Source organism: Pseudoalteromonas galatheae, assembly GCF_005886105.2.
GTDB classification, from domain to species: domain Bacteria; phylum Pseudomonadota; class Gammaproteobacteria; order Enterobacterales; family Alteromonadaceae; genus Pseudoalteromonas; species Pseudoalteromonas galatheae.
In genome coordinates, this window is record NZ_PNCO02000001.1 from 1,449,411 (window position 1) to 1,473,246 (window position 23,836).

Here is a 23,836-nt window from a genome sequence, read left to right on the forward strand (position 1 = left end):
GGATACGTCTTACTACTTCTCAATCGGTCATACCAGAAGCTGTGTCATTAACTCAGAAATACCGCTATGCACTGTTGTTTTAGCGCTTAACTCCATCATTTTAGCAACGTTAACCTAATAACAAGGGAGTCCATATCAGTGCCAGATTATTATAGATATTTGATTTTTGCCTCTACAGTAATTGGAACCTCAATTTCATCAGTGCAAGCTAGTGCAACACCTGTGGTGAAAGTCGAAGAGGCGCGAAAGTGGCAGCGAGGAGTTCAAAAGCCGCTGTATTGTCATGCCGATGTTCCTTTCCGTCAGCAAGTTTCAAGTCATGTATCTGCTGAGTTAACTTGGTTGTTACCGGCTGGTAGCCGAGTGAAAGAAGGGGAAGTATTAGCGAAACAAAATGACTTCTATCTAAAGCGTCAGCTTGCTCAATTGGATGCGAATGCTAAAGCTGCGCGTGCAAACTATGTTTATTCCTTTAATGAGTACGACCGCCTGAGCAAATTAGATGAAGGAGGAGTTGTATCGAGCTCGGAATTGCAGCAACACAAAAGAGACTATCAAACAGCAGCAGAACAAAATGAAATTTATGCTGAGCAATATCGTTTAGTTGAACATCAATTAAATAACTTAACGCATCGAGCGCCCGCTGACGGTGTTGTGCTATCGCTATTTGGTGAGCCGGGAGAGTGGGTTGGCGAAGGAGAGAGTATCTTAGTTTTTTTGCCAGCTCAGCAGCAGGAAGTGACTTGTCGAGTTGCATTAGACTTATATCAGGAGTTCAATCAATTTGAAGGTGCGAAACTGTCATTGGCTGACGGCACTGAGTTGTTTTTAGACCGTGATGCCGGCCTTGTGAGTAGCCAAGATCAAACTATCAATTTACATTTGAAATTCAAACACAATCCTCCCGAAAAATTTCTTATTGGTCAACGATATGTCGTTGACGTGTCGATGGCTGCCAGTAATTTAACCAAGGTGCCATATGATGCCTTGACTATAAATAAAAATGAATATTACGTTTGGCGTGTAGATCAAGAGAACAAAGTGAATAGAGTTGTTGTAAAAATTGTGGACACTGACAAAAACCACTCGGTGATCCAAGGAGAAATCCAAGCCGGCGACAAAGTAGTAGTCAAAGGAAAAATAGCACTGAAAGATGATGCACAAGTTACCATTAATAGTCAGGGTAAACTATGAAATTAGTTGAAAAATATGGCTCTATTATCATCGCCTTTTCATTTTTACTGGTATTGCTGGGGGTTTTAGCTGGTGCAAAACTCCCCAATGCGTTATTACCTAAAATCGATAGAGCCCAAATTGCCGTGGTGACATCTTGGCCGGGGAAAACTGCAGCTGAGATTGAGCAGAGCTTAGTTTCACCGCTTGAACGACAGCTTGCAGGTGTGAGCCAATTAAAAAATTTACAAACTAATATTTCAAATGGCCAAGCGTGGACCACCTTGAACTTTCATTATCAAGCCGATATGGAACAAACTTATATGGAGGTTTTGGCGCGGATCAATCAGGTTCCGGATTGGCCTCCTCAAGTTGCAAAGCCCAGCGTAATTGACTATAGCAATGGTGCGGGCTCAACTTTGGCTTCCTTGTTTTTGTATTCAGATACAGAGAAGTCACAAGAAGACTTTATGCATGCCTATCGCGCTTATGTCGAGCCTGCCATGACAGATATTCCGGGTATCACCAACATCAATATGGATAATAACCGACTGGCACAACGGGTAGACATTGAATTTGAACCACGGAAGTTAACTCAGTTTTCATTGAGCATAGAGCAAGTGACTCGTAAACTACAGGGCCTAATCGACCGCTCAGGAGACAGTCTATTATTGGGGTCGAAAGAGTATGATTTGCACTTTAAAGGCCAGATGGCATTGACCGAGTTACGCAATTTACCAATTGCGGTTACTGGAGTTCGAGTTGTACGCTTAGGGGAAGTGGCAAGTGTGCATAGACGGTTTGTGTACGACTGGTCATACTCAGCTTTTAAGGGTAATCAAGCGATATACTTTTACCTACAACCAGATAAAGATATTAATGTATTAGAAACTATTGAATTGATCAAAGCAACCTTAACCGAGCTAAATGAAGGGCCACTGTCATCACTCGACCTCAAGGTTGTGATGAGTCGTGACAACTCGCAGCCAATAAAACAGGCACTGCTACTGGTTTATGGTAATTTACTATTGGGTGTTCTGCTCGCTTGTGGTTTTTTGTATTATTTTATACGCAATTTACGCATCGTTTTTTTGATCTTTGTGAGTATCCCTGTGTGTTTGTCTTTAGTGCTATTAGGGATGCAATTGGGCGGACGAAGCCTGAATTTAATCTCCCTAGCCGGCATGGCGTTGTCCGTCGGACTATTACTTGATGCTTCAATAATCATTGTTGAAAATATTCAACGCTTAAGAAGCACAGGACTATCGCTTTTAGAAAGTTGTCGCCAAGGTGTATTGCAGGTACAAGCAGCTTTAATTTCTTCTACGTTGTCCAGTATTGTAATTTTTGTCCCTATCGTATTAATGCACTCGCGGAAGTCAGCCAGCTATTTGGCGACCTTGCATTTACTATCTCCAGTGCCTTAGTGGCCTCAATTTTAGTTGCATTGTTCCTATTACCAGCATTAACACGACAGCTATTACCAGGCCAGAAAGTCGTTAAAAGTAAGGCGTTATCTGATAAATGGACTCTGTTTGTCACAGCACCATCTCGTTCAAAGCTTCAAGGGACGGTTTGGTTGGTCTTAGCAATCCCCGGAGCCTTGCTGCTCAGTTGGTTGATCAAGCCAGAGTTAGATTTGTTGCCCAATCCAAAGGAAAACATAATGATGGTCTACACCGCATTTGATGAACCTCTTTCTGTTGGTGCCGCAAAAACACAGGTAGGTAATGTGATTGAACAGCGTATTGCGGCTCAAAAACAGCTTGGTAGCCATCCGGCCTTTGATATTCACGGCTCTTTTTGTAACTCAACGTATTGTTTAGTGTATTTTTATCCTGAGGGCAGTTGGGATTTTCCTGTATTCAAACAGTGGGTCGACACCCAGATAGTACAAGATTTACCAGATGCAAGAACCTACGTTTATCAAGGAACTCTACTTCGATTAGCGTTACCTGATGCGCGCACAAGTCAGCTCGATTTAAAAGGACTGAGCTTGCCTAAATTACAACAAGCTGGACAAGATTTACTCGCCCATTTAATAGAATCCTTCCCGGGAGCGCGGATCACTGAAGTTATTCCGATGAGAGATACTGTGGCCAGAGTAGAATTTACGCCTAAAGCCGACACGCTTGCGTTTATGGGCATGTCTCAGGCTGAGTTAAATCAGATTTTAGTGACGTTAACCGACGGTGCTTACCTCGGCCAGTTTTATGCTGACAGTGATACTCTGCCTTTCTACTTAAAAGGTGAAACCCCTGAGCATCTTGAACAATTATTGCAAACAGAAGTGATGATCCCAAATCACGGACTGCACCCACTGCGCTCTTTAGTCGATACTCAACTAAGTTTGGCACCAAGTGCTATATATCGCACTGATCGCGAAGTAAGTATGTCGATTAATTTAGTGCCAGCTAATGGTCAGCCAGTTGGTCCATTTATTACGCAGGTAAAGGCTGAAGTCGCGGCGTATTTAGCGCAACAACCAGAGCAAAACTTGTTTATAAATTATCGGGGTAGTGCAGATCAATTGAGTGGATTCTTAACGGAATTTTTCCAGATGTTCTTGGTTTCCTTGTTGATTTTATTTCTATTGATACGAATGGCACTCAATTCTTGGATTTTAGCTTTAGCTGTCATGTTGTCAATGCCGTTGGCAATACTGGGTGGCATGTTTTTCTTAAAAACAGTTAATTATTTTGCACCGCAAAATTTAGATATTGTCACCATGATTGGCTTTATTATTTTAATGGGACTGGTGATAAATAATGCCATTTTGCTTGCGAGTCAATATCGCTCGGCGATAGTTTCCGGGCTAAATCAACAGCAGGCCATTATTCAGTCTACTAATTATCGTATGCGTGCTATTTATATGAGTACCGGAACCAGTGTTTTTGGTATGTTGCCGTTGATGCTCAGTCCCGGAGATGGTTCAGAGATATATCGTGGTTTAGCCGCTGTGATTGTTGGCGGTATGTCGTTCAGTGCGTTGTTCAGTTTGGGCTTTATGTCAGCTTTACTATCACTGCCAATGTTTGATAAGCAATCACAAGTGAAGGATGAGCCTGAGACTAACAGTGTGCCCCTGTTAGAGAGTGAATAGGAATAAGGTTTCTGCTATGACGTTATTCTTAGTGGAAGCCATGATTGCTAGCAGCATCAGGTCACTGGCACGGCTTGACATAACTGGGGCGTGAATTTTGTCACACGTACTTTTCAGAGCTTAGTGGAACGATTGGCGTTGGCAACGGGCTCACTCAATTAAAGGAATATATTGGCTTTATGATCGCAAGATTTTTACTGTGTTTTAGTTTGTGTGTGATCGGTGATAATAGGTTACAAGCGAAAGCCGTTGAAGTTGACGTTGCGCACCAGTTACAACCTGCGCAGGCTAAACAAATTGTCGAAGAGTTTGCTCACACTATCGAACAAAATTACGTGTTTACCGACACCGCAAAAACCATTGCAGCGCAATTACGTGCGTTGACTTTTAATGATATGCAATTTCGACATGGTTTATCAGAGCAGATCACTGATTTAGTGAGCGAGTATGATAAACACCTGGCGCTGGTTACTCGAGTTGACAACAATGGCAAGCATAGTAGCGATGCTAGAGAGCCCTGGTTCACTGAGCTAAAGCGCAAGAACTCAGGTATACGCCAAGTAGAAGTGCTAGCAGGAAATATTGGTTATTTAGAAATGTGGGGCTTTGATTCTGTATCTTCTCAAGCTAAAGACGCAATTGCGGCGTCGATGAGATTACTACAAAGAACCGATGCCCTTATTCTTGATTTTAGTCAAAACGGTGGAGGAGATGGCTACATGATCTCCCACTTTGCAAGCTACTTTTTAGCGAAACCGACTTTATTACACTCCTACCAATTTCGAAATGGAAGTCATTACCCCTTTACAGTGAACAGCCTTTGGGGGCAAGTGAACTGCACGAGATACCTTTGTACATCTTAATTGGCCCTGAAACGTTCTCAGCCGGAGAAGCGTTTGCGTATGCGATGAAGCATCTTGGGCGAGCAACAGTGATTGGTGAGTCGTCAAAAGGGGGAGCAAACCCTATCAGACAAATAAAATTATCTCATGATTTTATTGCATTTGTGGCAATCGCTAGCACTGTTAGCCCGATAACCCAAAAAAACTGGGAGGGCAAGGGAGTAACACCAGACATAAATACTCAGGGTGAATTTGCAAAATCGCAGGCCTATCTAATGGCATTACAGCAGTTAGCAGGGCAGAGCTCTAACCCTTTTCTAATCAAAGAAAGAGCTGAGGCAATTAGCGAGTTGACTAGCCAACTTGCCGTTTTAGGTGCTAAAGCTGATAGCAAAAATTAGCTTGGCTGCGTAATTCTCTCTCATAGATCTCATATTTTCGTTTTTGATGTTGAGATTATCTCAACTGACCTCGTTGAGTGATCGTGTAAAACTGAATAAAACAACGTTAAAGGGAAATAAGATGAAAGTCTCCGTACTTAGTTTATTGTTATTGAGTCCAGTTGCTTTGGCAAACCCACTTTTAGGTACTTGGGAATTTGTTGAGGGGAAATATGCCACCACAGATGGCATTGTATCAGCGCAAGCGCCTAGCTTGACATCGATAAAGTTAGTTACTCCAACTCACCACAGCTACATTACGCAAAGTGAAGGAAAATTTAAATACGCTGGTGGAGGGAGTTACAAAATAGAGGGAGATAGATTTATCGAAACCTATGAATATGGAAATATTACTAGTTTACTCGGTCGAACGATGTCATTCAGCTACAAGATTGATGGTAATTTATGGCATCATGAACTGTATGAAGATGGTAAGTTCGTCGAGAAGGAAATATGGAAAAAAATCCAGTGATCCCAAAGAAGATGCGTTATATCAGCCACGCATCTTCTCAACTTCAACTCCAGTACACCGAAACGCCAACGTTGAGTGCAAAGCAAGTGCTAATCAAAGTGCATGCGTTTGGGGTTAATAGAGCAGATATTTTGCAAAAACAAGGGAAGTATCCTGCGCCTGAAGGCGATAGTGAGATATTGGGTCTGGAAGTGTCTGGAACGATAGTTCAGGTGGCGTCTTCTGAGCTTGAACATTTACTTGGTGACCAAGTGTTCTGTTTAACCGCCGGCGGCGGCTATGCTGAGTACGTGGTTGCACAAAGTGAATTACTCATGCCGTTAACCGAAGGTCTGTCATTGAGCTATGCGGCAGGTGTAGCAGAAGTATATCTTACGGCCTATGATGCGATTGTGCGAACTGGGCAGCTAAATTCTAATGGGGTTTTACTTTGTCACGGCGGTGCTTCAGGTGTTGGCAGTGCTGCCATAAGGATTGCAAAAAGGCTAGGTGCAACGGTCATTACTACCCAAAGTAGCAAGGAAAAGGCCGAGTATGCAAAATCTCTGGGGGCAGATCATACTATTAATTACTTAGACTGTGATTTTGCTGAAGAAATGAAAAAGCTTGGTTTGAAAGCAAATGTCATTCTTGATCCAGTCGGTGGTGAATACCTCAGAGCGAATCTAAGAGTTGCAGCCATGGATTGCCATTGTGTCATGCTCGCTATGCTAGGCGGAAGATATACAGAACTAGACTTTGCCAAGTTACTCGCGAAAAGGTTCAACTTGCATGGAAGCACGTTAAGAAATCGCTCTTTAGATTATAAAAGGGAATTAGTGAAAGATTTTCTGAGTGAGTTTGGCTCGGAACTGTCGGATCAGACGATGAAGATACCAGTGTATAAGGAGTTACTTTGGGATGAAATTGAGCAAGCCCACGATATTCTCGAACACAACCAGAATCTCGGGAAGGTGATAGTTAGAGTTAGTTAACTGTTTATTTATACAGTTGTTATTCTACCCACTCTTAGTGACAAGAGGAGTGAATAGTTTTGACGTTTAAAATTGAAGAGAAAGTACCTTGCCCAGAGGAATATTGTGATTTGCGAATAGCCGCGGGATTATCTGCAAAATCTTTAGAAGCAGCGACACGTGGGTTGCCTAACTCATTATATGGAGTTGCTATTAGGCATGATGAACAGCTTGTGGCAATGGGTCGGGTGGTTGGAGACGGAGGCTGTAATTTTGAGGTCGTCGATGTTGCCGTCAATCCGCTTTATCAAGGGCAGGGATTAGGGCGTACAGTAATGGAATATATTGATGGTTACTTAGCAACAAGTGCTTTGCCGGGCTCCTATGTTTCAATGATTGCAGATGAGCCAGCTTTTTATGAAAAGCTGGGCTACCGCTTAGTATCCCCGGCGAGTCAAGGAATGACAAAGCGGTTCACTGTGAAGCCTATCAAAAGTTCTGAGGCTTGAATTATTCACTTTTTGGTTAGCGGGATAAAAAAATAGCGAACATATTCAAAATTATTGCTCCTTGTTTCGGGTTGTTGAAAGTCGTTAGTGCTTTTTCTGTTTTGAATTTAGCTGGTTTGTAAAGATCTCAGAATGGTATAACCGAGTTGTTCTGGATTATCGACCTTTGGCACGGTCTATGGAAAGCAGGGAGTACTTTTTCTGTTTTGAATTTAGCAGGTTTGTAAACATCTAAGAATGATACAACCGAATGGATCCAAATTCTCGACCCTTGGCGCGGGTTATAGAGATTAGGTAGTGCTTTTTCTTTATTTGAATGATATTTATTAGTGGTACAACCGAGTGGATTCGAACCACCGACCCCTACCATGTCAAGGTAGTGCTCTAACCAACTGAGCTACGGTCGTACAATAACATTTTCTTATTTGTCGTTTTCAGGTCTGTGCCTGTCAACGCGATGTAATATATAGTGACTCAGCTAACGGATCAAGCGGCTTTCCGTAATTTTTTGATTGTTTGCCTTTTTTTTGTTCATGCTGGGGGGATTTCACACAGCTGATAAAATTCTTGCCACCATTTTACGTGTGCTTTTGCAGAATCTTTAAGGTTATCTAAGTTCTGTTGAAGCGTGAGCGGATCGACAACATTATTATTTTGATACAATAGGTGAATAGGCTGCCAAGCAGCGATCAGCTCTTCCATAGAAAGAGAGAGCATCGCCTGATAAGGCTGAAGAATAGATAAATAATACTTGCTGAAGATATTGTTTATGATCTCTGCCTGTTTTTTATTTCCGCCGCTTTTACAAATGTCATTTCTCAGTTTAAGTTGTTTTAATTGGCGTGTAGCTGCATTATTCAGTTGAGTTTGTTTACGGACGCTTGTAACCAAAGATGAGACAAATCGCTGAGAAAGGACTTTTAAAGCGGGGGTAAGCGTGTCTGGACTGAGGTTCTCGGGCGCGTCCATGTTTATCACCAACTCAGCGAGCTCATTAGCGGCTTCTAACATGTGACTGTGCGCTGCTGGTAGTTCTAAGGGCACCTCATCAGCAATCAACAAGCTCAAACTTGCCAACTCTCTTTCAAATGTCATCATATGAAGAAAGTGATGTGGAAGCTGCTCTTTCTTTTCCTGTAATGCTTGAGCTAGTGTTTGTTTTAGCTCGTCGCTCGTGTTTGGATGTCGAATGCAGTGAGGCGCTTGCTGAATAAATAAGATGGTATATTTCAAGCGCTCACTTGGATAACTTACTTTACCCAGTTGATTATTTTGCGCAGCGATGAGATTTGTGACTTTGCAGTGCCCAGCGGTCGCGATGTCCAACATAGAGATAGTAAGCTCACTTGTAGGTAATGGCACTTTTTGGATTTCAGGATTGTAAAGTGGGGCCGGATGTACCAACTCTATGCTAGCTGCATTCGCAAGTCGTTGTTGATATTCAACAGCAATATCGCTTGGCTGCTTGCTGCATCCGGCCATAGTAAAAAGTAATATCGTACTAGCTATTTGCTTGACTAATTTCAAATTTCACCCGTTTGTTTACACAAGTTACTAATAATATCGCCGCCGTACTCAAACCGATAATAATACCAACCCAAAAGCCCTGTGGACCCATAGCTGGCGTTATCCAATCGGTCTTTGCTAATACATAGCCCAATGAAAACCCAATAAGCCAGTACGATATAAAAGTTACCCAAGATATTGGTTTAGTATATTTGAGCCCTCTTAACACGCCGTTTGCGGAGACTTGCAATGCATCGGGCAATTGATACAAACAAGCCAATACCATAATACTGGTTGCGAGTGTGGCGACTTCAGTATTGTTTGTATATAGCCAAACAATCTGATCTCTCCCTATATACGTAACGAGAGCGACAAAAAGAGCAATTAAGGTGGCTAAAAGAAAAGCTGTATTAACAGAAAGCCTAAGTTGGTCTAAGGCTCCTTGGCCGGTTAGGTTACCGATCCGTATAGCGATAGCCATAGACAAACTTAATGGCATCATAAATAACATTGTAGTGACACTAGCCGCAATTTGGTGACCGGATACGGAAATAGGCCCTAAATCAGCAATAAATAATGGAATACAAGCAAACAGAGTAACTTCAAAGAAAGTTGCCAGTGCAATTGGGAAGCCAAGTGCTGCAACATATTTCATCATAGATAGACTTGGCTTGGTAAAGCCGCTGATGAGCGCCTTTCCATCTATGTGTTTACTCTTCAAGCTATACACCCACTGTGCAATTGCCATTGACCAAAGCACGATGGATGTAGCGAGACCGCAGCCAGCACTTCCAAACGCAGGAGCGCCAAATTTACCATAGATAAAAATATAGTTAGCAACGACATTGATACAGAGACCAACAATACTGATGTAAAAAGCAGGCTTTGTTTGCCCAACTCCCTCTGTAACATTACGATATACTGTGAAGATCAAAAAGCCTAATAGGCCCCACTTCACAAAATCAATATAGCCTTGAGCAAGGGTCTGAACATTCTCACTTGCCCCAATATTTGAGAAAACCACAGAAGTAAAGTTCGCTAAAACCAAACCGACGGTAAAAAGTGCTAAAGCAAGATATAAACTTTGTTGGAAAAATCGTTTGATCCCAGAAGTGTCATTAGCACCATGGCAATGTGCGACGATACTTGTAAGTGCTAGTAAAATACCTTGTAAACTAAAAATCAGAGGGTTCCAAACACCCGTAGCAATAGAAAGTGCAGCCAAGTCCTCAGCGCTAACTTGACCTGCCATCATTGTATCAACAACGGTCATTAAGACTAAAGTAACTTGAGCGAGAAAAACAGGGATCGCAAGTTGAAGCAAGCGTCTGGCTTCCCAAGTTGAAAAATTCATGGTGAGATACTACTTAAGGCGTAAAAGAGATAGTTTATTTTAGTGCTTTGTATTTAGCAAAATTTTGCGTTTAGCAGCCACGACTATTTATATCTAGTCGCATATTCAATACAAATTAAGTACCTCTATTAATGCGATTTCGCTACAATTCCAAGGATAAATTAAGAGGGTAGATATGTTTACAGGAATTGTTCAAACAAAAGCGACTGTGGTGTCGGCAAAGCAAGTTGATAGTATTTTAAAATTAGTTATTTCTGTTGGTGTCGACTATCTCGATAAACTGACTTTGGGCGCGAGTATAGCAATTAACGGATGTTGTTTAACTGTGGTTCACTTCGAGCGACCAGAAAATGATGTCGTAGGCCAAGTTTGTTTTGATGTGATTGATGAAACCTTGAGACTTACCAATTTAGGTGAAGTACACAGAGGATCACAGGTTAACTTTGAGCGCTCGATGACATTTGGCACGGAGCTTGGCGGACATGTAATTTCAGGGCATATTCAAACGAGCGCGAACATAAGTGAAATACATCGAAACGAAGGCAACTGCAGGATGCATATTTCGTTGCCTGAATCGTGGCATAAGTATGTTATGTATAAAGGCTTTATCGCGGTAAACGGTGCCAGTCTGACGGTAGGGGAGCTTGATCACAGTGGGTTTTGGTTACATCTAATACCTGAAACACTAGCGCTTACAAATCTTGGCACGATGAATGTGGGAGACCGCGTAAATATTGAGGTTGACCAACAAACCTACACGATTATTAATACCGTTGAAAACTATTTGAAGAAGCAAAGTTTATTAAAACACGGCTAGAAGATTACGAGACTGAGCACTGCGTTTTCGGCCTATCTTGATATAAAAAAGTATGGCTGTCTTTATAAAAGCAGCTCGAACCCGAGCTGCCCGTAACTTATAGTGCTTCTGCTTTTGGTTAAAAAACCTGCTCGTCGTCGCTATCAACCCTAAGCTCAAGTTTATTGTGTACTTGGTCTAGGTGCATATTTAGATGTATAGGATTGCAACAAGCAGCACAGTCTTCGTAGTAGTCCTGATCGCCTTCACTTGTATCAAGGTTGACAAAAATATGGTGTCCACAATGTGGGCATTCAATACGTTGCTGATATAGGTTTCTCATTGGCCCTCCACCTGAATTGGCCAAACTAAATACCTTTTAACTATAGCGCATTGTGACGAAAATATGGCAGTTATTTGAGCAGGGCTTGCACTTGTTCTGCCGCGTCCCGTATGTACTTGCCAGCAAATAAGTTTGCTTGCACTAGAAGAGGATATAAGCGATAAATGTCTAAACGCTCAGCCGCATTTTCTGCAAGTGGATAGATAGACCCATAACCACGGTAGAAGTCATCTGGTAATGGAGCAAATAGCGAAGCCATAGCAATATCAACTTCTCTATCACCATAGTAGCAAGCTGGAGAAAATAGCACGGGCTTTTGACGGCTAAAGCCAATGTTACCATGCCAAAAGTTACCATGAACCAAAGACGGTTGAACTTGGTGTGGAAGGAGTGGTTTAAGTTGCTCTACAAATGTGTCGATATCGGTGAGAATAATCCCTTTTTCAGCCAGCAGTTGCAGCTGCCAACCAATTCTTTCTTCGGCAAAAAAAACTTCCCACTTTTTGTGCCATTGATTCGGTTGTGGAAGCTCGTGAATGTAATTGTCTTCTTCTAGGCCAAACATTTCCTGTTCATGGCGTTGGTGCATTTTAGCTAGGCTTTGGCCACACTCAAGCCAATTTTCATTGCGATGATCAAGTTCTAACCATTCCAGCACAATAAAACAAAATTCGACACTCGTACCCAGTGTTATTGTATCGGCAACGAGAAAATCGGAGTCACGAATGAGCTTTTCTCGATTAGATGCCTCACACTCAAACCGCTCTAAAGCCTGAATTGGGGCTACTTTGACTAAAAATTGATGGGTATCGTCTGCAATCTTATAGAGTTTTTTAGACCCATAACTTTTTAAGGTTTGCTTTGATGAAAGCTCAAACGCGTCATGGAGAGATTCAGAGATTTGTTGGTTGACTTTGTTCCACATAAGTTAGATCCAACATATTCACTTACTCTAAAATATGGTTGAAATTCTCAAGATCACAAATACTTGAGGCCTTTTTCTAAAAAAAATAAAATATCGCCTCTGTCATTTTATCCAAGGGAAGTACATTGAATAAAAATATCACCACCAATTTACTCGCGATACTGCTAACAGGTACTGGTTTCACACTAGAAAACGACGTGCTGTTTTCGATAGGATTGTTTGCACTATCTGGCGCATTGACGAATTGGTTAGCGGTACATATGTTATTTGAGAAAGTGCCTTTCCTCTATGGTTCAGGGATAATTACGCTTAAGTTCGAGTCGTTTAAAGCGTCGATTAGAGAGCTCATCTTGAGTGAGTTCTTTAGTCAAGAAAAACTAGAAAAGTTTCTCGGCAAGGAGCATCCAAAGTTTGACTTGGCACCTATCGCTAATAAAGTCGACTTAAATCCTGCATTCGACCGTTTGTTAAGTGTGATTGAGGCGTCTCAATTCGGCGCAATGCTGCAGATGTTTGGTGGGACTGAAGCTGTACAACCACTGCGAGAGCCATTTATTGAGAAAATGCGATTAGCAATAGTTGAACTCGGTGAGCAGCCTGAGTTTGATGCTGCAATTAGTGAGTCGCTCAGTAATGGTCTACTTGGCGATGATTTACACCAAACCATTGAAAAAGCGGTAGATGAGCGGCTTAATGAACTAACGCCGAAAATGGTAAAGGAAATAGTACAAAATATGATTAAGACTCACCTAGGATGGCTAGTTGTGTGGGGTGGAGTTTTTGGGGGTCTTTTCGGATTATTGGCTGCAGTTGTATAGCTGAATAATGAAAAAGGCGTAGTCAGGGATTTCTACGCCTTGCTTCTGTTTATAACCATATCGATATGGTTACTTAGATCCTGAGACAAAAATGGTTTTTTGATCTACTTTCGCAATGTCTTTAATACTGGTTTCCACACTACGGTCTATACCGAGGAAGTCTGCCGCTTTATTAAACCCGTAGGTCGTGGCAAATTTGCCAATTGGCATATCGTTGCAGTGTAGTTTTTCTTCAACGACTCGTGTTCTTAAGTGATTTTCTTTGATTGTGTTATGCAGATGAATTTTATTATTTTTAACGACCGACATACAAACCTGAGTCGCTCGACTATTATCCGCAGCTACAAAGTCAGCGGCGGATACACTACCTGTGATTAAAAGTGAAGTTGCACATACTAAATTGAACAGTTTCATGGTTAGCTCCTTGGCTATCTCTAGGACACGTTCTTAGTATTGCTAAAGTTGCTGAGTAATGCTGTAAATCAAGTAATTCGGAATGTAATAGAGTGTGTCAGATGTGTGTGAGATTTCTATGCACTTGAATAGTAGTAATTTATTTTGTTGTAATAGATACAAATAGTGAAAACTTTTTTTATTATAAAATACTATTATCGATAATTTAACACTCTGCTTTTGTACTTGCCCCTATCTTTATTACTTCAACGAGAAGGTATGTCAAATCATGTCAATATTGACGCATCTTTACAAATTTGCGCAGCTGCCTCTAATGCACTGCGCATTTTCGCAACATGCGTTATAATCTCTTGACGTTCGTCGTAATTACTTGTCGCTAAAGCTCATAATTGCGTAAAGTGCGATGGCATGAGCTAAAGTCACAAAAAAACAATAGAGATGACAATAATGTATAAATTTGCCCCCTCCATAGTCGTAGCTGGGATTGCCGCAGCTTTGATGGGCTGTCAGGATCACGGCCCGCAGAAAGAAAAAGTTACCATAGAGAAAAACCCATATCCAAGTACTTACAAGCCAGTACCTTCTCAGTCAACCCTAATCACGAATGCTACCGTTCTAATCGGTACGGGTGAAAAGCTAGAACAAGGTGATGTATTTATTGTTGATGGTAAAATCAAGCAAGTTGGCAAAGACCTTTCTGTCACAGCTGATGTTACTATCGATGCCGAAGGTAAATGGGTAACACCTGGTATTATCGATGTGCACTCTCATTTAGGGGCTTACCCCAGTCCAAGTGTAGAATCGCACAGTGATGGCAATGAAATGATTAACCCTAATACTTCTCAGGTATGGGTTGAGCACTCTGTATGGCCGCAAGATCCTGGCTTTAACCGAGCCAGAGAAGGGGGGATTACCACGCTACAAATCTTACCTGGCTCTGCAAACCTATTTGGTGGCCGAGGTGTTACCTTAAAGAATGTGCCGGCATCAACAATGCAAGCAATGAAATTCCCTGATGCGCCATATGGATTAAAGATGGCATGTGGTGAGAATCCAAAGCGTGTATACGGCTCTAAAGGTGTAGCCCCTTATACTCGTATGGGTAATATGGCAGGATATCGTGAAGCTTGGATTGAAGCTGGTGAATATAAGCGCGCGTGGGAACAATACGAAGCCGAATATGCTGCTGGATTGAATCCGGATGCACCAGAGCGTGATATCAAGTTCGATACGCTGCGTGGCGTGCTAGATGGTGAAATCTTGATCCATAACCATTGCTACAAAGCGGAAGAAATGGCAATGATGATCGACTTGTCTAAAGAGTTTGGTTATCACGCAGGAACTTTCCACCATGGTATTGAAGCATATAAGATTGCAGATCTGTTAGGTGAAAACGGTAACTGTGCTGCACTTTGGCCTGATTGGTGGGGCTTTAAGATGGAAGCCTATGATATGGTTCAGGAAAACGTTGCAATTGTTGATGCAGTGAAAAACTCATGTGCAATTGTTCATTCTGATTCAGGGACCACAATCCAACGTTTGAATCATGAAGCCGCAAAAGTGATGAACACCGCAAACCAGTCAGGCTTTAACATCAACGAGCAGCATGCAATTAAGTGGATCACCTCGAATGCTGCGAAATCGTTAGGTATTCAGGATAAAACCGGATCGCTTGAGCAAGGCAAACAAGCTGATGTCGTAATTTGGAGCACTAACCCGTTTAGCGTGTACTCTCGTGCAGAGCAGGTTTTTGTGGATGGTGGTAAAGTCTATGATCGTTATGATGAAAAATATCAAGCGGTTAGTGATTTTATGTTGGGCCAAAAGTAAGGAGTTGATGAGATGAAAACCATGAAGCTAACCATGATCACTAGCGCATTACTAGCTCACTCTGTTGCTTTTGCCAGTGTTACCGCAATTACCAATGCAACGGTCCATACCGCGACAGATGCTGGCGTACTTAAAGGTGCGACCTTAGTTATCGAAAACGGTAAAATAAAAGCGATTAATCCAGATAATGTGACTGCTGATGTGACGATTGACGCCAGCGGTAAAGTGGTCACTCCGGGTTTTATTGGCTCAATGAATCAACTTGGTTTAGTTGAAGTTGGTGCTGTTGCTGCTTCACGTGATGCCAGCGATGACGATGCAGGCTTAGACTTTGATGCAAGCACCGCATTTAATCCACGTAGTAGCTTAATTGCATATGCTAGAAAAGGTGGAGTAACGCAAAACTTTGTCGCACCTTGGGGTGGTAAAAGTGAGTTTGCAGGGCTTGGTTTTGTTGTTGATTTATCTGGTGAATTTAACAGTGTGACCGACAAGCATACCGCGTTAATTATTCATCTAGGAGCCAAAAGCAAAGGGTCTCGTGCAAAGGCGTTGGATAACGTTGTTAAAAAGCTTGAAGCACAGCAAGAAAAGCTCGCTAAGAAAGACAAAAAAGACGAGGGAAAACCGAGTTCAGAAGAACAAGTGTTAACGCAAGTGTTAGCGGGTGAAATGCCTGTGATTGCAACACTTTCACGAGCGTCGGATATCCTTGAAGCGATTAAGCTAAAAGAAAAGTTTGGTTTAGATCTGATTATTCAGGGTGCTGATGATGCGGTAGTGGTCGCCGACCAGCTAGCTGAGGCAAAAGTACCTGTTATTTTGAGTGCGGTATCAAACCTACCAGCTAGCTTTGACTCAATGCATGCAAGTCTAGATAACGCAGGTAAGCTTGAGAAAGCAGGTGTCAATGTCATCCTGTCAATAGGTGGTGACGGTAGCCATAACGTCTACCAGCTACGTTTTGATGCGGGTATTGCTGTAGCAAATGGCATGAGTCATGAAGGCGCACTTAAGGCGGTTACCGCTAACCCTGCTAAAGCACTGGGTATTGATGGCGGTGTGATTGAAGCTGGTAAACGCGCAGACATCGTAATGTGGAGTGCGGATCCTTTCGAATTCAGCACCACAATCGATAAAATCTGGATCAATGGTGAGGAAGTGTCTACTGAGTCACGCCACGATAAACTAAGAGACAGATATACGACAGATTCTGATATGCCAAGAGCGTATACGAAGTAATATAGTCAAGAATAGCTTAAAAAGCCTAAAATCGTCTAAGGTTTTAGGCTTTTTAAATTATAAATAGCTTTGTATAGCGTTGCTATTTTTCAAACAGGTTATGTACTCGTGAATTCAAGTCCGAAGCGTACTTCTCGTTAAATTAGGCTGCTTTGCGTAATTCATCGAAATATCACGGCTGATTGCCTAAGCCCTAGGAATTTTCTCGGCCTCGCATTTAGCGCCTGTTCTATGTGCGCAATTTGCTTAAACTTTCCCCAGTTTGCGCACTTTTTCATTAGCCCGAAAAGCAACTATATAGGCGCCTGTTTCTTTTTTCACTAGTATATAGCGAAGTTTAGGTTGAGATTAATCAGGCACCGTCACACTGAGTTGAAATCTCTATCTTAATTATATTGTTGTGTAAAATATAATAATCTAAAATATTTAAAATTCTCTTTTTATTAATGTTGGCGTTGGTTGTTTTTTAAACTAACCTTAATTTGGTTTTAAAGTAAATATTTAAGGATAAATATATGAAAAGAACATTTGGAATAAATTATTTTATAATCTACTTTGCTTTTGCCTTAGTCTTCAGCTGTAATGCTCAGGCTAATTCTGAACTAAACACTGATCTTAAACATAATATGACAGCCTGCCATGGATGTAGCGAAAGCTATAGTCAATCTGCCGCTAAGGACGCATGGGAACCTGGGGAAAGTGGCACTATTTTCGTATTTAATTACCCAGCAAGAACACTTAAAAAGTATTATGTATATTATGAGTGGATCCAAGTTGACCCTACCCTGCGAGTCCCAAAAAAAAGAGTGAGAGCTGAAGTATTATCATCTAGAGAAAGAGAGTATGGGCAAAATATTGTTCAAGTCTTTAATGATTTTAAAGAGCGCTCATTAACCTATGAAGTTAACCGAGGCTCTCTCCATACTGATATAGTTGTTAGCTCAAGTCCCTATGGTAACAACGCTTATGACTTTGTTCGGAGTTCACAAATGCGAGATGAATTATTTGATACGCACTTTCGGCTTGGATATAATAGAGTTTCAACCTTAGTAAATAGGATTACTTCTGCTCTTAACATAAAAAGATTTGCGATCTTTTCAGAGAAATTTGATTTTAATATAATTTTTCCAGATGGCTCATACGTAAAAGTTGAGCCTATTTTGCATAGACAAACTTATAATATAATCGAAGTTAAAGATGGAGATGGAAACACCATCCCTGTCAGACGCCCTAATACACCAAAGCATTATTATCATAGACAATGGCCTCGCTATGAAAGTTTTAAAGAGTACATGTCAGAATTGGGGTTGAGAATGCGACAAGCAGAATTGTCTCGCTCTTGTCCGAGAATACAGACGACTTGTACTATTTCCTCAGACAATGGTCGGATGACTTGTTTAGCATCTTGTAGTTAATCAGGGTTTTGTAACTCATCAATATTATTTATAAAAAGGAATGATTATGAATATTAGCCTTAAAGTCTCATTTTTATTTATCGTATTTTTCAGTTTCTTTTGCCATTCAAGTGTGGAAAAACTAGGTAATAATAAATTTAGATTATTAGGTAGTTGCCACGGATGCCAAGATACTGAGACTAGAAGTGTCGCAATAGAAATATTAGGTATAGGCAATAATGGCGTTGCTTTTATTTATGATTTTGCTAGTAGAAATCTGAGCAAGGTCGATATTTATCATGATAAAGCGAATGTTGAGGGTGAGCAAGTTTACATACCACAATATAAGGTGCTTCCATTGACTGAAAAAGAGTCAATGGCTCTTGAACCGCTCGAGTCATTATTTCTGGAAAGCTTGAATTATGGTGGTTATTCGAGTGGTTCTCCCTACCTGATAGCAGCTCATCAGGTTGAAGGGGAGTGGAACAAGTATAATGCAAATGATTTTATCTTAACATCGGCGATGAGAGACAGTTTAAATAAAGAAATTATTGTTAATCTAAAGAGTCGTATTAAGCCTTTGCTAATTTCAATTAGAAGTATTTTGGATATGGATAGCAATGAACCTGTAGATTTAAAGCTCCTTCATAAATTAGTGTTTAATGATGGAAGCTATGTACTTGCGGTTGAAAGTGAGCAAAGTGACGATGATGATTTTAAAGTACTTAAAGCTTATGATAGTCAGCAGAACGTGCTGGACAAGTACTAAAAGAAATAGTTAAACATGCTTAGTTGGGAGCTAATATGAAGAAATACCTTTTAGGAATATTATTAATCTTTCTCTCATTAGTAAGCTTTATAGCATACTGCGGTTTTCAAGCTAAATATAATGTCTTAACCAGCTGTCATATGTGCTCCGAGCTAAAAAAACAAAGTGAGGCAATTAGAGCGCATACGGGGCAATTAGGAGAAAAGGTTTATGTCTATGATTATAGCTCACGAAGCCTGTCAAAATATCAAATAGCATCTAGGTTGGTATTGACGGACAATGGTGTTGTGGATATTAATTATGCAGTGCCTAAATCATTGTCTATCGATGAACGGTTGGCTCAAGTAATGATTGATAAGGTTTTTGATGGGGTAATTGCTTCAAACTAATTTTAACTTATTATGATCAAATATGAAGCTTATGAAGCTTATGGAGCAATAAGCTTCATATTTTTTACCAAGTATTATCAAATACACTTGGCGGGTTTTGGCAATCCTGCAATTTTTGTTGCTTGTTTAGCTGGGCCTTTTGGAAATAACTTATATAAATAGATGCTATTACCTTTATCCTCACCTAGTGCTTTAGCCATTGCCTTTACCAGCATACGGATCGCGGGGCTGGTGTTGTATTCGAGATAAAAACTTCTCACAAACTCAATGACTTCCCAGTGTGCATCTGAAAGCTCAATGTTTTCCTCTGCGGCTAGAAGCGGTGCTAAGTCTTTAGACCATTGAGTATGGTCTAGCAAATAGCCTTGTTTATCAGTCTCGATAGTTTGGTTGTTAAATTCTAGCATGATGATTACCAAGTAATTGAATTGTTCATAGTAATGGTCAGCTCAACCCAATCTTTGTCAGAAATAAGCTTTACTCCGGCTTCTGGGACAATGCCTCTGGCACTCGCACAGGTTTGCAGCATCACCACATGTGCATCCTCAGCTGAGATACGCGTTTGGCCAAAGCAGCCATCATTACATAATAAAATAGTGTCGCGATGGGACACAAACTGCAGCTTATCGCATGCTTCGATACTAGAAATAATATGTAGCGTACTCATAATGTCACCACAAAGTCATGTTGTTTGATTAACGCGAGGATCTCATGTTGATTTTTGACTTCAGTATCAACAGCAAGGGAGTGTGGTGATACGTTAAACTCATCCATAGCTGACTGGCAGGCGTAAACCTGCTCGACATCATAAATTTCCAAAGTTTTTAATTGTTTAAACATATCTTTTAAACCCAGTGTGGGCGCATTGAGGGTTTTCTGGAGTGATAGCACAGCAGGACCAGTAAAAAGCCAACTTACTTGCTGATCAATTGCGGCATAGATTAGTGCGACATCGAGCGCTTCTTTCAGACTATTTTGGTCAAACGGACTGGTTTGAGAAATGATTAACACGGTTTTACTCATTTAAACTGTATCCATTTATCAGATTTACTCGAGATCATGGCAAACTCTGCAAGGCCAGCAACGGTGAAAGGGCTAACGTTTTCGGTGCTAACGCCGCGCTTTTCCGCTGCGGTGACACACAGCAACAGCGGGATCCCTTTATCTTTGATGCGTTGCCAAAGCGCGTTGACTTGCAATTCGTCGGAAGCATGTACAATATTTTGACTGGCGTGATAGACAGCATCTTGATATAGAAAGATACACGCGATTTGATGGTCACTTTTAATAGCGGCATCGACATACCGCTCTAGTAAAGTTAACTTTGACTGTGCAGCTACGCCAAAGTGCACTGATATGGCTATTTGACTCAAATTTTACTCATAAAAAAAGCCCCGTAATGGGGCTTATTTTATCAGAAATTCTGAGTTAGTCATCCGACGCACCTAAAAGGGCAAGGATACTGGTAAATAAGTTATAAATACTTAAATACAAGCTTACAGTTGCAAGCACGTAGTTTGTCTCGCCGCCGTTAATGATACGGCTTGTATCATAAAGGATAAAGCCAGACATTAATAAAACGACTGCCGCGTTAATTGCCATAAACGCGATGCTTGATCCAATGAACAAGTTTACTAGGCTCGAGATAATAACCACGATTAAACCAACTGTTAAAAAGCCACCCATAAATGAGAAATCTTTTTTCGTAGTTAGTGCATAAGCTGATAAACCGAAGAAAATTAACGCTGTTGTGCCTAGCGCTTGTGCTATCAACATGCCACCATTTGGTAATGCAGCATAGTGATTAAGCATAGGCCCAAGGCCGAAGCCTAGAATACCAGTAAATAAGAATACAAGACCGATAGCAGAAGATGAGTTTGCTTTTTTACCGATAACAAATAGCAAACCAAATGCAACTAATGAACAAACGATACCAGTAAACGCTGGTAATGCCATCGTCATTGAAATTGCGGCTGTTACTGCACTAAACGCTAATGTCATTGCCAATAGGAAGTAAGTGTTTTTCAACACTTTGTTTGTTTCCATTGTCGACATGACAGGTTTTGCAGTGTTGTATGAATGATTGAATGCCATGATTCAAGCTCCTTAATAAAACATGCTGATCCCAAAAATAACTGAGATAAGAGTATCAATTGTTATATGTTGGGGCAATGATTTCTGGATCAATATCGTCGATATTTAGATTGCCTTTATAATCTAAGCTATTGTCTAAGACTTTGAATATTTTCAAAAGTTCGCTGAAATATCAAAAATACGCAGAATCTTGACTGGTTCTTAGACGATTAAGCCAAATTTTACGCAAACGATCAAATAATTGAAAAAAAAGCTTCACAAGCGCATAGGGATTCTCTATTATTCGCCCCGCTGCGGAGAGATGGCTGAGTGGTTGAAAGCACCGGTCTTGAAAACCGGCATACGTTAATAGCGTATCTAGGGTTCAAATCCCTATCTCTCCGCCACATTTAAAGCCCTCATGTTTGAGGGCTTTTTTGTTTTTGATATCTGAAACTTCCATTCATCAGCATAACTCTCGATAAAAATACCTATTAGACCAAAGTCGGCTAGTGCCGAGGCTCTGCTTGCACAATACTCAATGGTGTTGAATGAATAATGAATGTAGAGAGTGTTGAATATGAAACAAGTTGGCAAAGGGGTAGGCTTCTCTTTATTATCACCGTTAATCGTAGGTGGTGTGCTTGGGATTTACTACAGCTTTACACTCGGTCGCAGTGAGATGTTCTTTAACTTGCTACTTAGTGCAATTTCTAATGCATACATCGTTGGTCTTGCAATGTGTCTATTCGTTGTTCCCGGATATATCCTTATGTTTAGGTACAACAAGGTGCAATATGGCGGTTTGTTAACACTGGGGTTACTTGGTGGCGCGATATTTAGCTATCTTTTTGCCGCACAATCGGGCGTTGGTTTTATTGTTAACGCCTTAATGTCAATGCTCTCCGCAGGGCTTTTCTTATGTGGTTTGCGGGCTGGTAATCGTAAAACTGAGTGATAATTAACCGAGCAGTGTCAGTTTTACAGATAATTAATACTTTTTCAGTCGAAAAGGTTTTAATTGTTTCTCCGAAAGAGTACCTTTAGCTTTTGTCGTTCAATTCGTGAATTTGATGGTAATGCAAAAGCAAGATTTTTATCAGACTTTAGTTAAACAAGCTCAGGGGCTAATCAGTGGCGAACACAATGTGATTGCCAATATGGCAAACTTGAGTGCGCTTTTATTTACAACCCTTGAAGATATCAACTGGGCAGGCTTTTATCTTATGGATAGCGCTGAAGAGTTGGTTCTTGGGCCGTTCCAAGGTAACCCTGCATGTATCCGAATTCCCGTCGGTAAAGGGGTATGTGGCACAGCAGCTGCGATGTGTGAAACGCAATTGGTTGAGGATGTTCATGCGTTCGCTGGTCACATTGCTTGTGACGCGGCATCAAATTCAGAAATCGTGATCCCTGTTTTTAAAGGCAATAAAGTGATTGCCGTGCTAGACATTGACAGTCCCAGTCTGGCAAGATTTGACGAGCAGGATAAAATCGGATTGGAAGCGGTAGTTAAAGCGTTTGAGGAAACGCTTTAATGAAAGATATGCTTCAGGTACAAGATTATTTGTTTTCCTACGCCGATGTCGGTGATTGGGAAGGCGAAGAAGAAGTTGTTGCAGAACGCTTAAATGAGCTTATTCATCACGCCTGGGATTTGCTTCCCGAAGATTTAGACTGTGACACAATAGATAGGCTCATAGAAGGTATTTGGGAACATCTTCGCGGTGATTTAGCGCTTCTTGAAGCAGATATAGAAGAGCTAATTGACTGGGTTACACACTATATAAACTCGTCGCTCGATGAGCAGATGTAATTAATAGGTTTAAAAATGGAAACCACAAACAAGCTAAAAGACACAAATGAAGTATTAGACTTCTTATTTTCAGAATTTCCTAATTGCTTCAAGCAAAAGGATGGGATTAAGCCACTAAAGGTCGGTATTTTTAAAGATATCGCTGAACGAATTGAGGGCTCTGATAAAGTCAGTAAAACTCAAGTACGTCAAGCACTTCGTAAATACACTTCAAACTGGCGTTATCTCGAAGCAGTTACCAAGAACGAATTTCGCGTAGACCTAGACGGCAATCAAGCAGAAAAGGTTGAGCAAGAGCACGTTGAACACGCAGAAAAAGCATTGGCTGAGAGTCGTGCAAAAATGGCTAAGCGCAAAAAGCCACAGCGTCCAAACAATCGCGATGGCGAAACAAAATCTTACAAAAAGAAACCTTACTCAAGGGATCGTCAAGACCAAAAGCGCCCTAAAATGAGTAATAAACCTGCTGAAGTTAAACCAAAGCGCAGTGGTAAAGTTGAACCTTTACCGGCTGAACAGGTCAAGGTTAATAATAAAGTTAAAGTTAAACTTGGCCAAGCGCTTGTTAACGCTACCATCACTGAAGTCAAAAATGATGAAGTGCACGTAGAGCTTGTAACAGGAATGCAAGTCAAAACTAAAGCAGATAGCCTATATATCCAGTAAGGAGTTGTA

29 protein-coding genes, 2 tRNA genes and 1 pseudogene are annotated in these 23,836 nt (G+C 41.1%); 20 read left to right on the plus strand and 12 right to left on the minus strand.

Annotation, left to right across the window (positions count from 1 at the left end; all coding sequences use genetic code 11):
* Nucleotides 1-138 precede the first annotated feature (138 nt).
* The 8 genes from CWC29_RS06300 (at nucleotide 139) to CWC29_RS06335 (ending at nucleotide 7,492) form a co-directional block, all read left to right on the plus strand.
* Complete coding sequence (locus tag CWC29_RS06300; RefSeq protein WP_167815414.1) at nucleotides 139-1,194, plus strand: efflux RND transporter periplasmic adaptor subunit; 1,056 nt, start codon at nucleotides 139-141, stop codon at nucleotides 1,192-1,194.
* On the plus strand, nucleotides 1,191-2,600 hold the full coding sequence (locus CWC29_RS23950; RefSeq protein WP_138524848.1) for an efflux RND transporter permease subunit: 1,410 nt from the start codon (nucleotides 1,191-1,193) through the stop codon (nucleotides 2,598-2,600). Before CWC29_RS06300 ends, CWC29_RS23950 begins: the two co-directional genes overlap by 4 nt.
* On the plus strand, nucleotides 2,600-4,276 hold the full coding sequence (locus tag CWC29_RS23955; protein WP_167815398.1) for an efflux RND transporter permease subunit: 1,677 nt from the start codon (nucleotides 2,600-2,602) through the stop codon (nucleotides 4,274-4,276). The genes CWC29_RS23950 and CWC29_RS23955 overlap by 1 nt, the downstream gene beginning before the upstream one ends.
* A gap of 179 nt (nucleotides 4,277-4,455) precedes the next feature.
* Complete coding sequence (locus CWC29_RS23960) at nucleotides 4,456-5,139, plus strand: S41 family peptidase (protein ID WP_138524844.1); 684 nt, start codon at nucleotides 4,456-4,458, stop codon at nucleotides 5,137-5,139.
* The gene (locus CWC29_RS23965; protein WP_167815415.1) at nucleotides 5,127-5,519 is read left to right on the plus strand and encodes a S41 family peptidase; all 393 of its coding nucleotides are present in this window, start codon (nucleotides 5,127-5,129) and stop codon (nucleotides 5,517-5,519) included. Before CWC29_RS23960 ends, CWC29_RS23965 begins: the two co-directional genes overlap by 13 nt.
* 121 nt (nucleotides 5,520-5,640) lie before the next feature.
* Nucleotides 5,641-6,030 carry a hypothetical protein gene (locus CWC29_RS06325; RefSeq protein WP_128728274.1) on the plus strand — a complete coding sequence of 130 codons (390 nt, stop codon included), beginning with the start codon at nucleotides 5,641-5,643 and terminating at the stop codon, nucleotides 6,028-6,030.
* Nucleotides 6,012-7,004: an NAD(P)H-quinone oxidoreductase gene (locus tag CWC29_RS06330; protein ID WP_128728273.1), complete on the plus strand. Its 993-nt coding sequence runs from the start codon at nucleotides 6,012-6,014 to the stop codon at nucleotides 7,002-7,004. Before CWC29_RS06325 ends, CWC29_RS06330 begins: the two co-directional genes overlap by 19 nt.
* Nucleotides 7,005-7,063: 59 nt before the next feature.
* Complete coding sequence (locus tag CWC29_RS06335) at nucleotides 7,064-7,492, plus strand: GNAT family N-acetyltransferase (RefSeq protein WP_128728272.1); 429 nt, start codon at nucleotides 7,064-7,066, stop codon at nucleotides 7,490-7,492.
* Between the two features lie 330 nt (nucleotides 7,493-7,822).
* Here the strand turns inward: CWC29_RS06335 and CWC29_RS06340 are convergent.
* From CWC29_RS06340 to CWC29_RS06350, 3 genes are all read right to left on the minus strand, one after another.
* A tRNA-Val gene (locus tag CWC29_RS06340) sits at nucleotides 7,823-7,899 on the minus strand.
* A 124-nt stretch (nucleotides 7,900-8,023) separates the two neighbouring features.
* Nucleotides 8,024-9,019 carry a DUF3080 family protein gene (locus CWC29_RS06345; RefSeq protein WP_138524176.1) on the minus strand — a complete coding sequence of 332 codons (996 nt, stop codon included), beginning with the start codon at nucleotides 9,017-9,019 and terminating at the stop codon, nucleotides 8,024-8,026.
* Nucleotides 8,994-10,352 (minus strand): MATE family efflux transporter, encoded by a 1,359-nt coding sequence (locus CWC29_RS06350; RefSeq protein ID WP_128728270.1) that lies wholly within the window; start codon nucleotides 10,350-10,352, stop codon nucleotides 8,994-8,996. Before CWC29_RS06350 ends, CWC29_RS06345 begins: the two co-directional genes overlap by 26 nt.
* 175 nt (nucleotides 10,353-10,527) lie before the next feature.
* Here CWC29_RS06350 and CWC29_RS06355 point away from each other — a divergent pair, with 175 nt between their 5' ends.
* Nucleotides 10,528-11,169 carry a riboflavin synthase subunit alpha gene (locus tag CWC29_RS06355; protein ID WP_128728269.1) on the plus strand — a complete coding sequence of 214 codons (642 nt, stop codon included), beginning with the start codon at nucleotides 10,528-10,530 and terminating at the stop codon, nucleotides 11,167-11,169.
* Nucleotides 11,170-11,287: 118 nt separating this feature from the next.
* On the opposite strand, the gene CWC29_RS06360 is transcribed toward CWC29_RS06355, so the two are convergent.
* Together CWC29_RS06360 and CWC29_RS06365 are read right to left on the minus strand one after the other, a co-directional pair.
* Entirely contained in the window at nucleotides 11,288-11,491 is a 204-nt protein-coding gene (locus CWC29_RS06360) for a CPXCG motif-containing cysteine-rich protein (protein ID WP_128728268.1), read from the minus strand.
* Nucleotides 11,492-11,561: 70 nt separating this feature from the next.
* Nucleotides 11,562-12,416, minus strand: a complete 855-nt coding sequence (locus CWC29_RS06365) for a fructosamine kinase family protein (protein WP_128728267.1) — start codon at nucleotides 12,414-12,416, stop codon at nucleotides 11,562-11,564.
* 125 nt (nucleotides 12,417-12,541) lie between these two features.
* On the opposite strand from CWC29_RS06365, the gene CWC29_RS06370 reads away from it, so the two are divergent.
* Nucleotides 12,542-13,234: a DUF445 domain-containing protein gene (locus CWC29_RS06370; protein WP_128728266.1), complete on the plus strand. Its 693-nt coding sequence runs from the start codon at nucleotides 12,542-12,544 to the stop codon at nucleotides 13,232-13,234.
* Between the two features lie 69 nt (nucleotides 13,235-13,303).
* Here CWC29_RS06370 and CWC29_RS06375 read toward each other — a convergent pair whose 3' ends face one another.
* The gene (locus tag CWC29_RS06375; RefSeq protein ID WP_138524174.1) at nucleotides 13,304-13,648 is read right to left on the minus strand and encodes a DUF3718 domain-containing protein; all 345 of its coding nucleotides are present in this window, start codon (nucleotides 13,646-13,648) and stop codon (nucleotides 13,304-13,306) included.
* A gap of 447 nt (nucleotides 13,649-14,095) precedes the next feature.
* On the opposite strand from CWC29_RS06375, the gene CWC29_RS06380 reads away from it, so the two are divergent.
* Both CWC29_RS06380 and CWC29_RS06385 read left to right on the plus strand, forming a co-directional pair.
* Nucleotides 14,096-15,478 (plus strand): amidohydrolase, encoded by a 1,383-nt coding sequence (locus CWC29_RS06380; protein ID WP_128728264.1) that lies wholly within the window; start codon nucleotides 14,096-14,098, stop codon nucleotides 15,476-15,478.
* Nucleotides 15,479-15,490: 12 nt separating this feature from the next.
* Nucleotides 15,491-16,720 carry an amidohydrolase family protein gene (locus CWC29_RS06385; protein ID WP_138524172.1) on the plus strand — a complete coding sequence of 410 codons (1,230 nt, stop codon included), beginning with the start codon at nucleotides 15,491-15,493 and terminating at the stop codon, nucleotides 16,718-16,720.
* 142 nt (nucleotides 16,721-16,862) lie between these two features.
* On the opposite strand, the pseudogene CWC29_RS24220 reads toward CWC29_RS06385, so the two are convergent.
* A pseudogene (locus CWC29_RS24220) lies at nucleotides 16,863-16,968 on the minus strand (IS30 family transposase); the annotation flags it as partial.
* Between the two features lie 267 nt (nucleotides 16,969-17,235).
* Between CWC29_RS24220 and CWC29_RS06390 the strand changes: the two are divergent.
* The 3 genes from CWC29_RS06390 to CWC29_RS06400 are packed head-to-tail and all read left to right on the plus strand — an operon-like array spanning nucleotide 17,236 to nucleotide 19,272.
* Nucleotides 17,236-18,135: a hypothetical protein gene (locus CWC29_RS06390; protein WP_138524170.1), complete on the plus strand. Its 900-nt coding sequence runs from the start codon at nucleotides 17,236-17,238 to the stop codon at nucleotides 18,133-18,135.
* A gap of 46 nt (nucleotides 18,136-18,181) precedes the next feature.
* On the plus strand, nucleotides 18,182-18,883 hold the full coding sequence (locus CWC29_RS06395; protein WP_138524168.1) for a hypothetical protein: 702 nt from the start codon (nucleotides 18,182-18,184) through the stop codon (nucleotides 18,881-18,883).
* A 35-nt stretch (nucleotides 18,884-18,918) separates the two neighbouring features.
* Nucleotides 18,919-19,272, plus strand: a complete 354-nt coding sequence (locus tag CWC29_RS06400) for a hypothetical protein (RefSeq protein WP_138524166.1) — start codon at nucleotides 18,919-18,921, stop codon at nucleotides 19,270-19,272.
* A gap of 77 nt (nucleotides 19,273-19,349) precedes the next feature.
* Here the strand turns inward: CWC29_RS06400 and CWC29_RS06405 are convergent, their stop codons facing one another.
* Genes CWC29_RS06405 through CWC29_RS06425 form a run of 5 tightly spaced genes read right to left on the minus strand, consistent with a single transcriptional unit; the run spans nucleotide 19,350 to nucleotide 21,366 of the window.
* On the minus strand, nucleotides 19,350-19,679 hold the full coding sequence (locus CWC29_RS06405; RefSeq protein WP_039495713.1) for a TusE/DsrC/DsvC family sulfur relay protein: 330 nt from the start codon (nucleotides 19,677-19,679) through the stop codon (nucleotides 19,350-19,352).
* A gap of 5 nt (nucleotides 19,680-19,684) precedes the next feature.
* A complete protein-coding gene (locus tag CWC29_RS06410; protein WP_128728262.1) occupies nucleotides 19,685-19,939 on the minus strand; it encodes a DsrH/TusB family sulfur metabolism protein in 255 nt (84 codons plus the stop codon).
* A complete protein-coding gene (locus tag CWC29_RS06415) occupies nucleotides 19,936-20,295 on the minus strand; it encodes a DsrE family protein (protein ID WP_128728261.1) in 360 nt (119 codons plus the stop codon). Before CWC29_RS06415 ends, CWC29_RS06410 begins: the two co-directional genes overlap by 4 nt.
* Nucleotides 20,292-20,645, minus strand: a complete 354-nt coding sequence (tusD, locus tag CWC29_RS06420; protein WP_128728260.1) for a sulfurtransferase complex subunit TusD — start codon at nucleotides 20,643-20,645, stop codon at nucleotides 20,292-20,294. The genes CWC29_RS06415 and tusD overlap by 4 nt, the downstream gene beginning before the upstream one ends.
* Before the next feature lie 55 nt (nucleotides 20,646-20,700).
* Nucleotides 20,701-21,366, minus strand: coding sequence for a Bax inhibitor-1/YccA family protein (locus CWC29_RS06425; protein ID WP_010604622.1), 666 nt, complete (start codon nucleotides 21,364-21,366; stop codon nucleotides 20,701-20,703).
* Nucleotides 21,367-21,661: 295 nt separating this feature from the next.
* Here CWC29_RS06425 and CWC29_RS06430 point away from each other — a divergent pair.
* The 5 genes from CWC29_RS06430 to proQ all read left to right on the plus strand — a co-directional run bounded on the left by CWC29_RS06430 (nucleotide 21,662) and on the right by proQ (nucleotide 23,827).
* Nucleotides 21,662-21,752: transfer RNA gene (locus CWC29_RS06430), tRNA-Ser, on the plus strand.
* A 173-nt stretch (nucleotides 21,753-21,925) separates the two neighbouring features.
* Nucleotides 21,926-22,303 (plus strand): hypothetical protein, encoded by a 378-nt coding sequence (locus CWC29_RS06435; RefSeq protein WP_128728259.1) that lies wholly within the window; start codon nucleotides 21,926-21,928, stop codon nucleotides 22,301-22,303.
* A 121-nt stretch (nucleotides 22,304-22,424) separates the two neighbouring features.
* The gene (locus CWC29_RS06440; RefSeq protein ID WP_128728258.1) at nucleotides 22,425-22,883 is read left to right on the plus strand and encodes a GAF domain-containing protein; all 459 of its coding nucleotides are present in this window, start codon (nucleotides 22,425-22,427) and stop codon (nucleotides 22,881-22,883) included.
* Nucleotides 22,883-23,161, plus strand: a complete 279-nt coding sequence (locus CWC29_RS06445; RefSeq protein ID WP_010371557.1) for a hypothetical protein — start codon at nucleotides 22,883-22,885, stop codon at nucleotides 23,159-23,161. Before CWC29_RS06440 ends, CWC29_RS06445 begins: the two co-directional genes overlap by 1 nt.
* Nucleotides 23,162-23,176: 15 nt before the next feature.
* Nucleotides 23,177-23,827, plus strand: a complete 651-nt coding sequence (proQ, locus tag CWC29_RS06450) for an RNA chaperone ProQ (protein WP_138523880.1) — start codon at nucleotides 23,177-23,179, stop codon at nucleotides 23,825-23,827.
* Nucleotides 23,828-23,836 lie beyond the last annotated feature (9 nt).

What these genes read in the sequence shown, in the direction of transcription:
- CWC29_RS06410 (WP_128728262.1), bottom strand. Translation starts at nt 19,939, where the DNA reads ATGAGTACGCTACATATTATTTCTAGTATCGAAGCATGCGATAAGCTG.
- CWC29_RS23960 (WP_138524844.1), top strand. Translation starts at nt 4,456, where the DNA reads ATGATCGCAAGATTTTTACTGTGTTTTAGTTTGTGTGTGATCGGTGAT.
- CWC29_RS06415 (WP_128728261.1), bottom strand. Translation starts at nt 20,295, where the DNA reads ATGAGTAAAACCGTGTTAATCATTTCTCAAACCAGTCCGTTTGACCAA.
- CWC29_RS06440 (WP_128728258.1), top strand. Translation starts at nt 22,425, where the DNA reads ATGCAAAAGCAAGATTTTTATCAGACTTTAGTTAAACAAGCTCAGGGG.
- CWC29_RS06400 (WP_138524166.1), top strand. Translation starts at nt 18,919, where the DNA reads ATGAAGAAATACCTTTTAGGAATATTATTAATCTTTCTCTCATTAGTA.
- CWC29_RS06425 (WP_010604622.1), bottom strand. Translation starts at nt 21,366, where the DNA reads ATGGCATTCAATCATTCATACAACACTGCAAAACCTGTCATGTCGACA.
- CWC29_RS06390 (WP_138524170.1), top strand. Translation starts at nt 17,236, where the DNA reads ATGAAAAGAACATTTGGAATAAATTATTTTATAATCTACTTTGCTTTT.
- CWC29_RS06365 (WP_128728267.1), bottom strand. Translation starts at nt 12,416, where the DNA reads ATGTGGAACAAAGTCAACCAACAAATCTCTGAATCTCTCCATGACGCG.
- CWC29_RS23950 (WP_138524848.1), top strand. Translation starts at nt 1,191, where the DNA reads ATGAAATTAGTTGAAAAATATGGCTCTATTATCATCGCCTTTTCATTT.
- CWC29_RS06445 (WP_010371557.1), top strand. Translation starts at nt 22,883, where the DNA reads ATGAAAGATATGCTTCAGGTACAAGATTATTTGTTTTCCTACGCCGAT.
- CWC29_RS06325 (WP_128728274.1), top strand. Translation starts at nt 5,641, where the DNA reads ATGAAAGTCTCCGTACTTAGTTTATTGTTATTGAGTCCAGTTGCTTTG.
- CWC29_RS06375 (WP_138524174.1), bottom strand. Translation starts at nt 13,648, where the DNA reads ATGAAACTGTTCAATTTAGTATGTGCAACTTCACTTTTAATCACAGGT.
- CWC29_RS06405 (WP_039495713.1), bottom strand. Translation starts at nt 19,679, where the DNA reads ATGCTAGAATTTAACAACCAAACTATCGAGACTGATAAACAAGGCTAT.
- CWC29_RS06395 (WP_138524168.1), top strand. Translation starts at nt 18,182, where the DNA reads ATGAATATTAGCCTTAAAGTCTCATTTTTATTTATCGTATTTTTCAGT.
- CWC29_RS06380 (WP_128728264.1), top strand. Translation starts at nt 14,096, where the DNA reads ATGTATAAATTTGCCCCCTCCATAGTCGTAGCTGGGATTGCCGCAGCT.
- CWC29_RS06350 (WP_128728270.1), bottom strand. Translation starts at nt 10,352, where the DNA reads ATGAATTTTTCAACTTGGGAAGCCAGACGCTTGCTTCAACTTGCGATC.
- CWC29_RS06355 (WP_128728269.1), top strand. Translation starts at nt 10,528, where the DNA reads ATGTTTACAGGAATTGTTCAAACAAAAGCGACTGTGGTGTCGGCAAAG.
- CWC29_RS06330 (WP_128728273.1), top strand. Translation starts at nt 6,012, where the DNA reads ATGGAAAAAAATCCAGTGATCCCAAAGAAGATGCGTTATATCAGCCAC.
- proQ (WP_138523880.1), top strand. Translation starts at nt 23,177, where the DNA reads ATGGAAACCACAAACAAGCTAAAAGACACAAATGAAGTATTAGACTTC.
- CWC29_RS06385 (WP_138524172.1), top strand. Translation starts at nt 15,491, where the DNA reads ATGAAAACCATGAAGCTAACCATGATCACTAGCGCATTACTAGCTCAC.
- CWC29_RS06360 (WP_128728268.1), bottom strand. Translation starts at nt 11,491, where the DNA reads ATGAGAAACCTATATCAGCAACGTATTGAATGCCCACATTGTGGACAC.
- CWC29_RS06435 (WP_128728259.1), top strand. Translation starts at nt 21,926, where the DNA reads ATGAAACAAGTTGGCAAAGGGGTAGGCTTCTCTTTATTATCACCGTTA.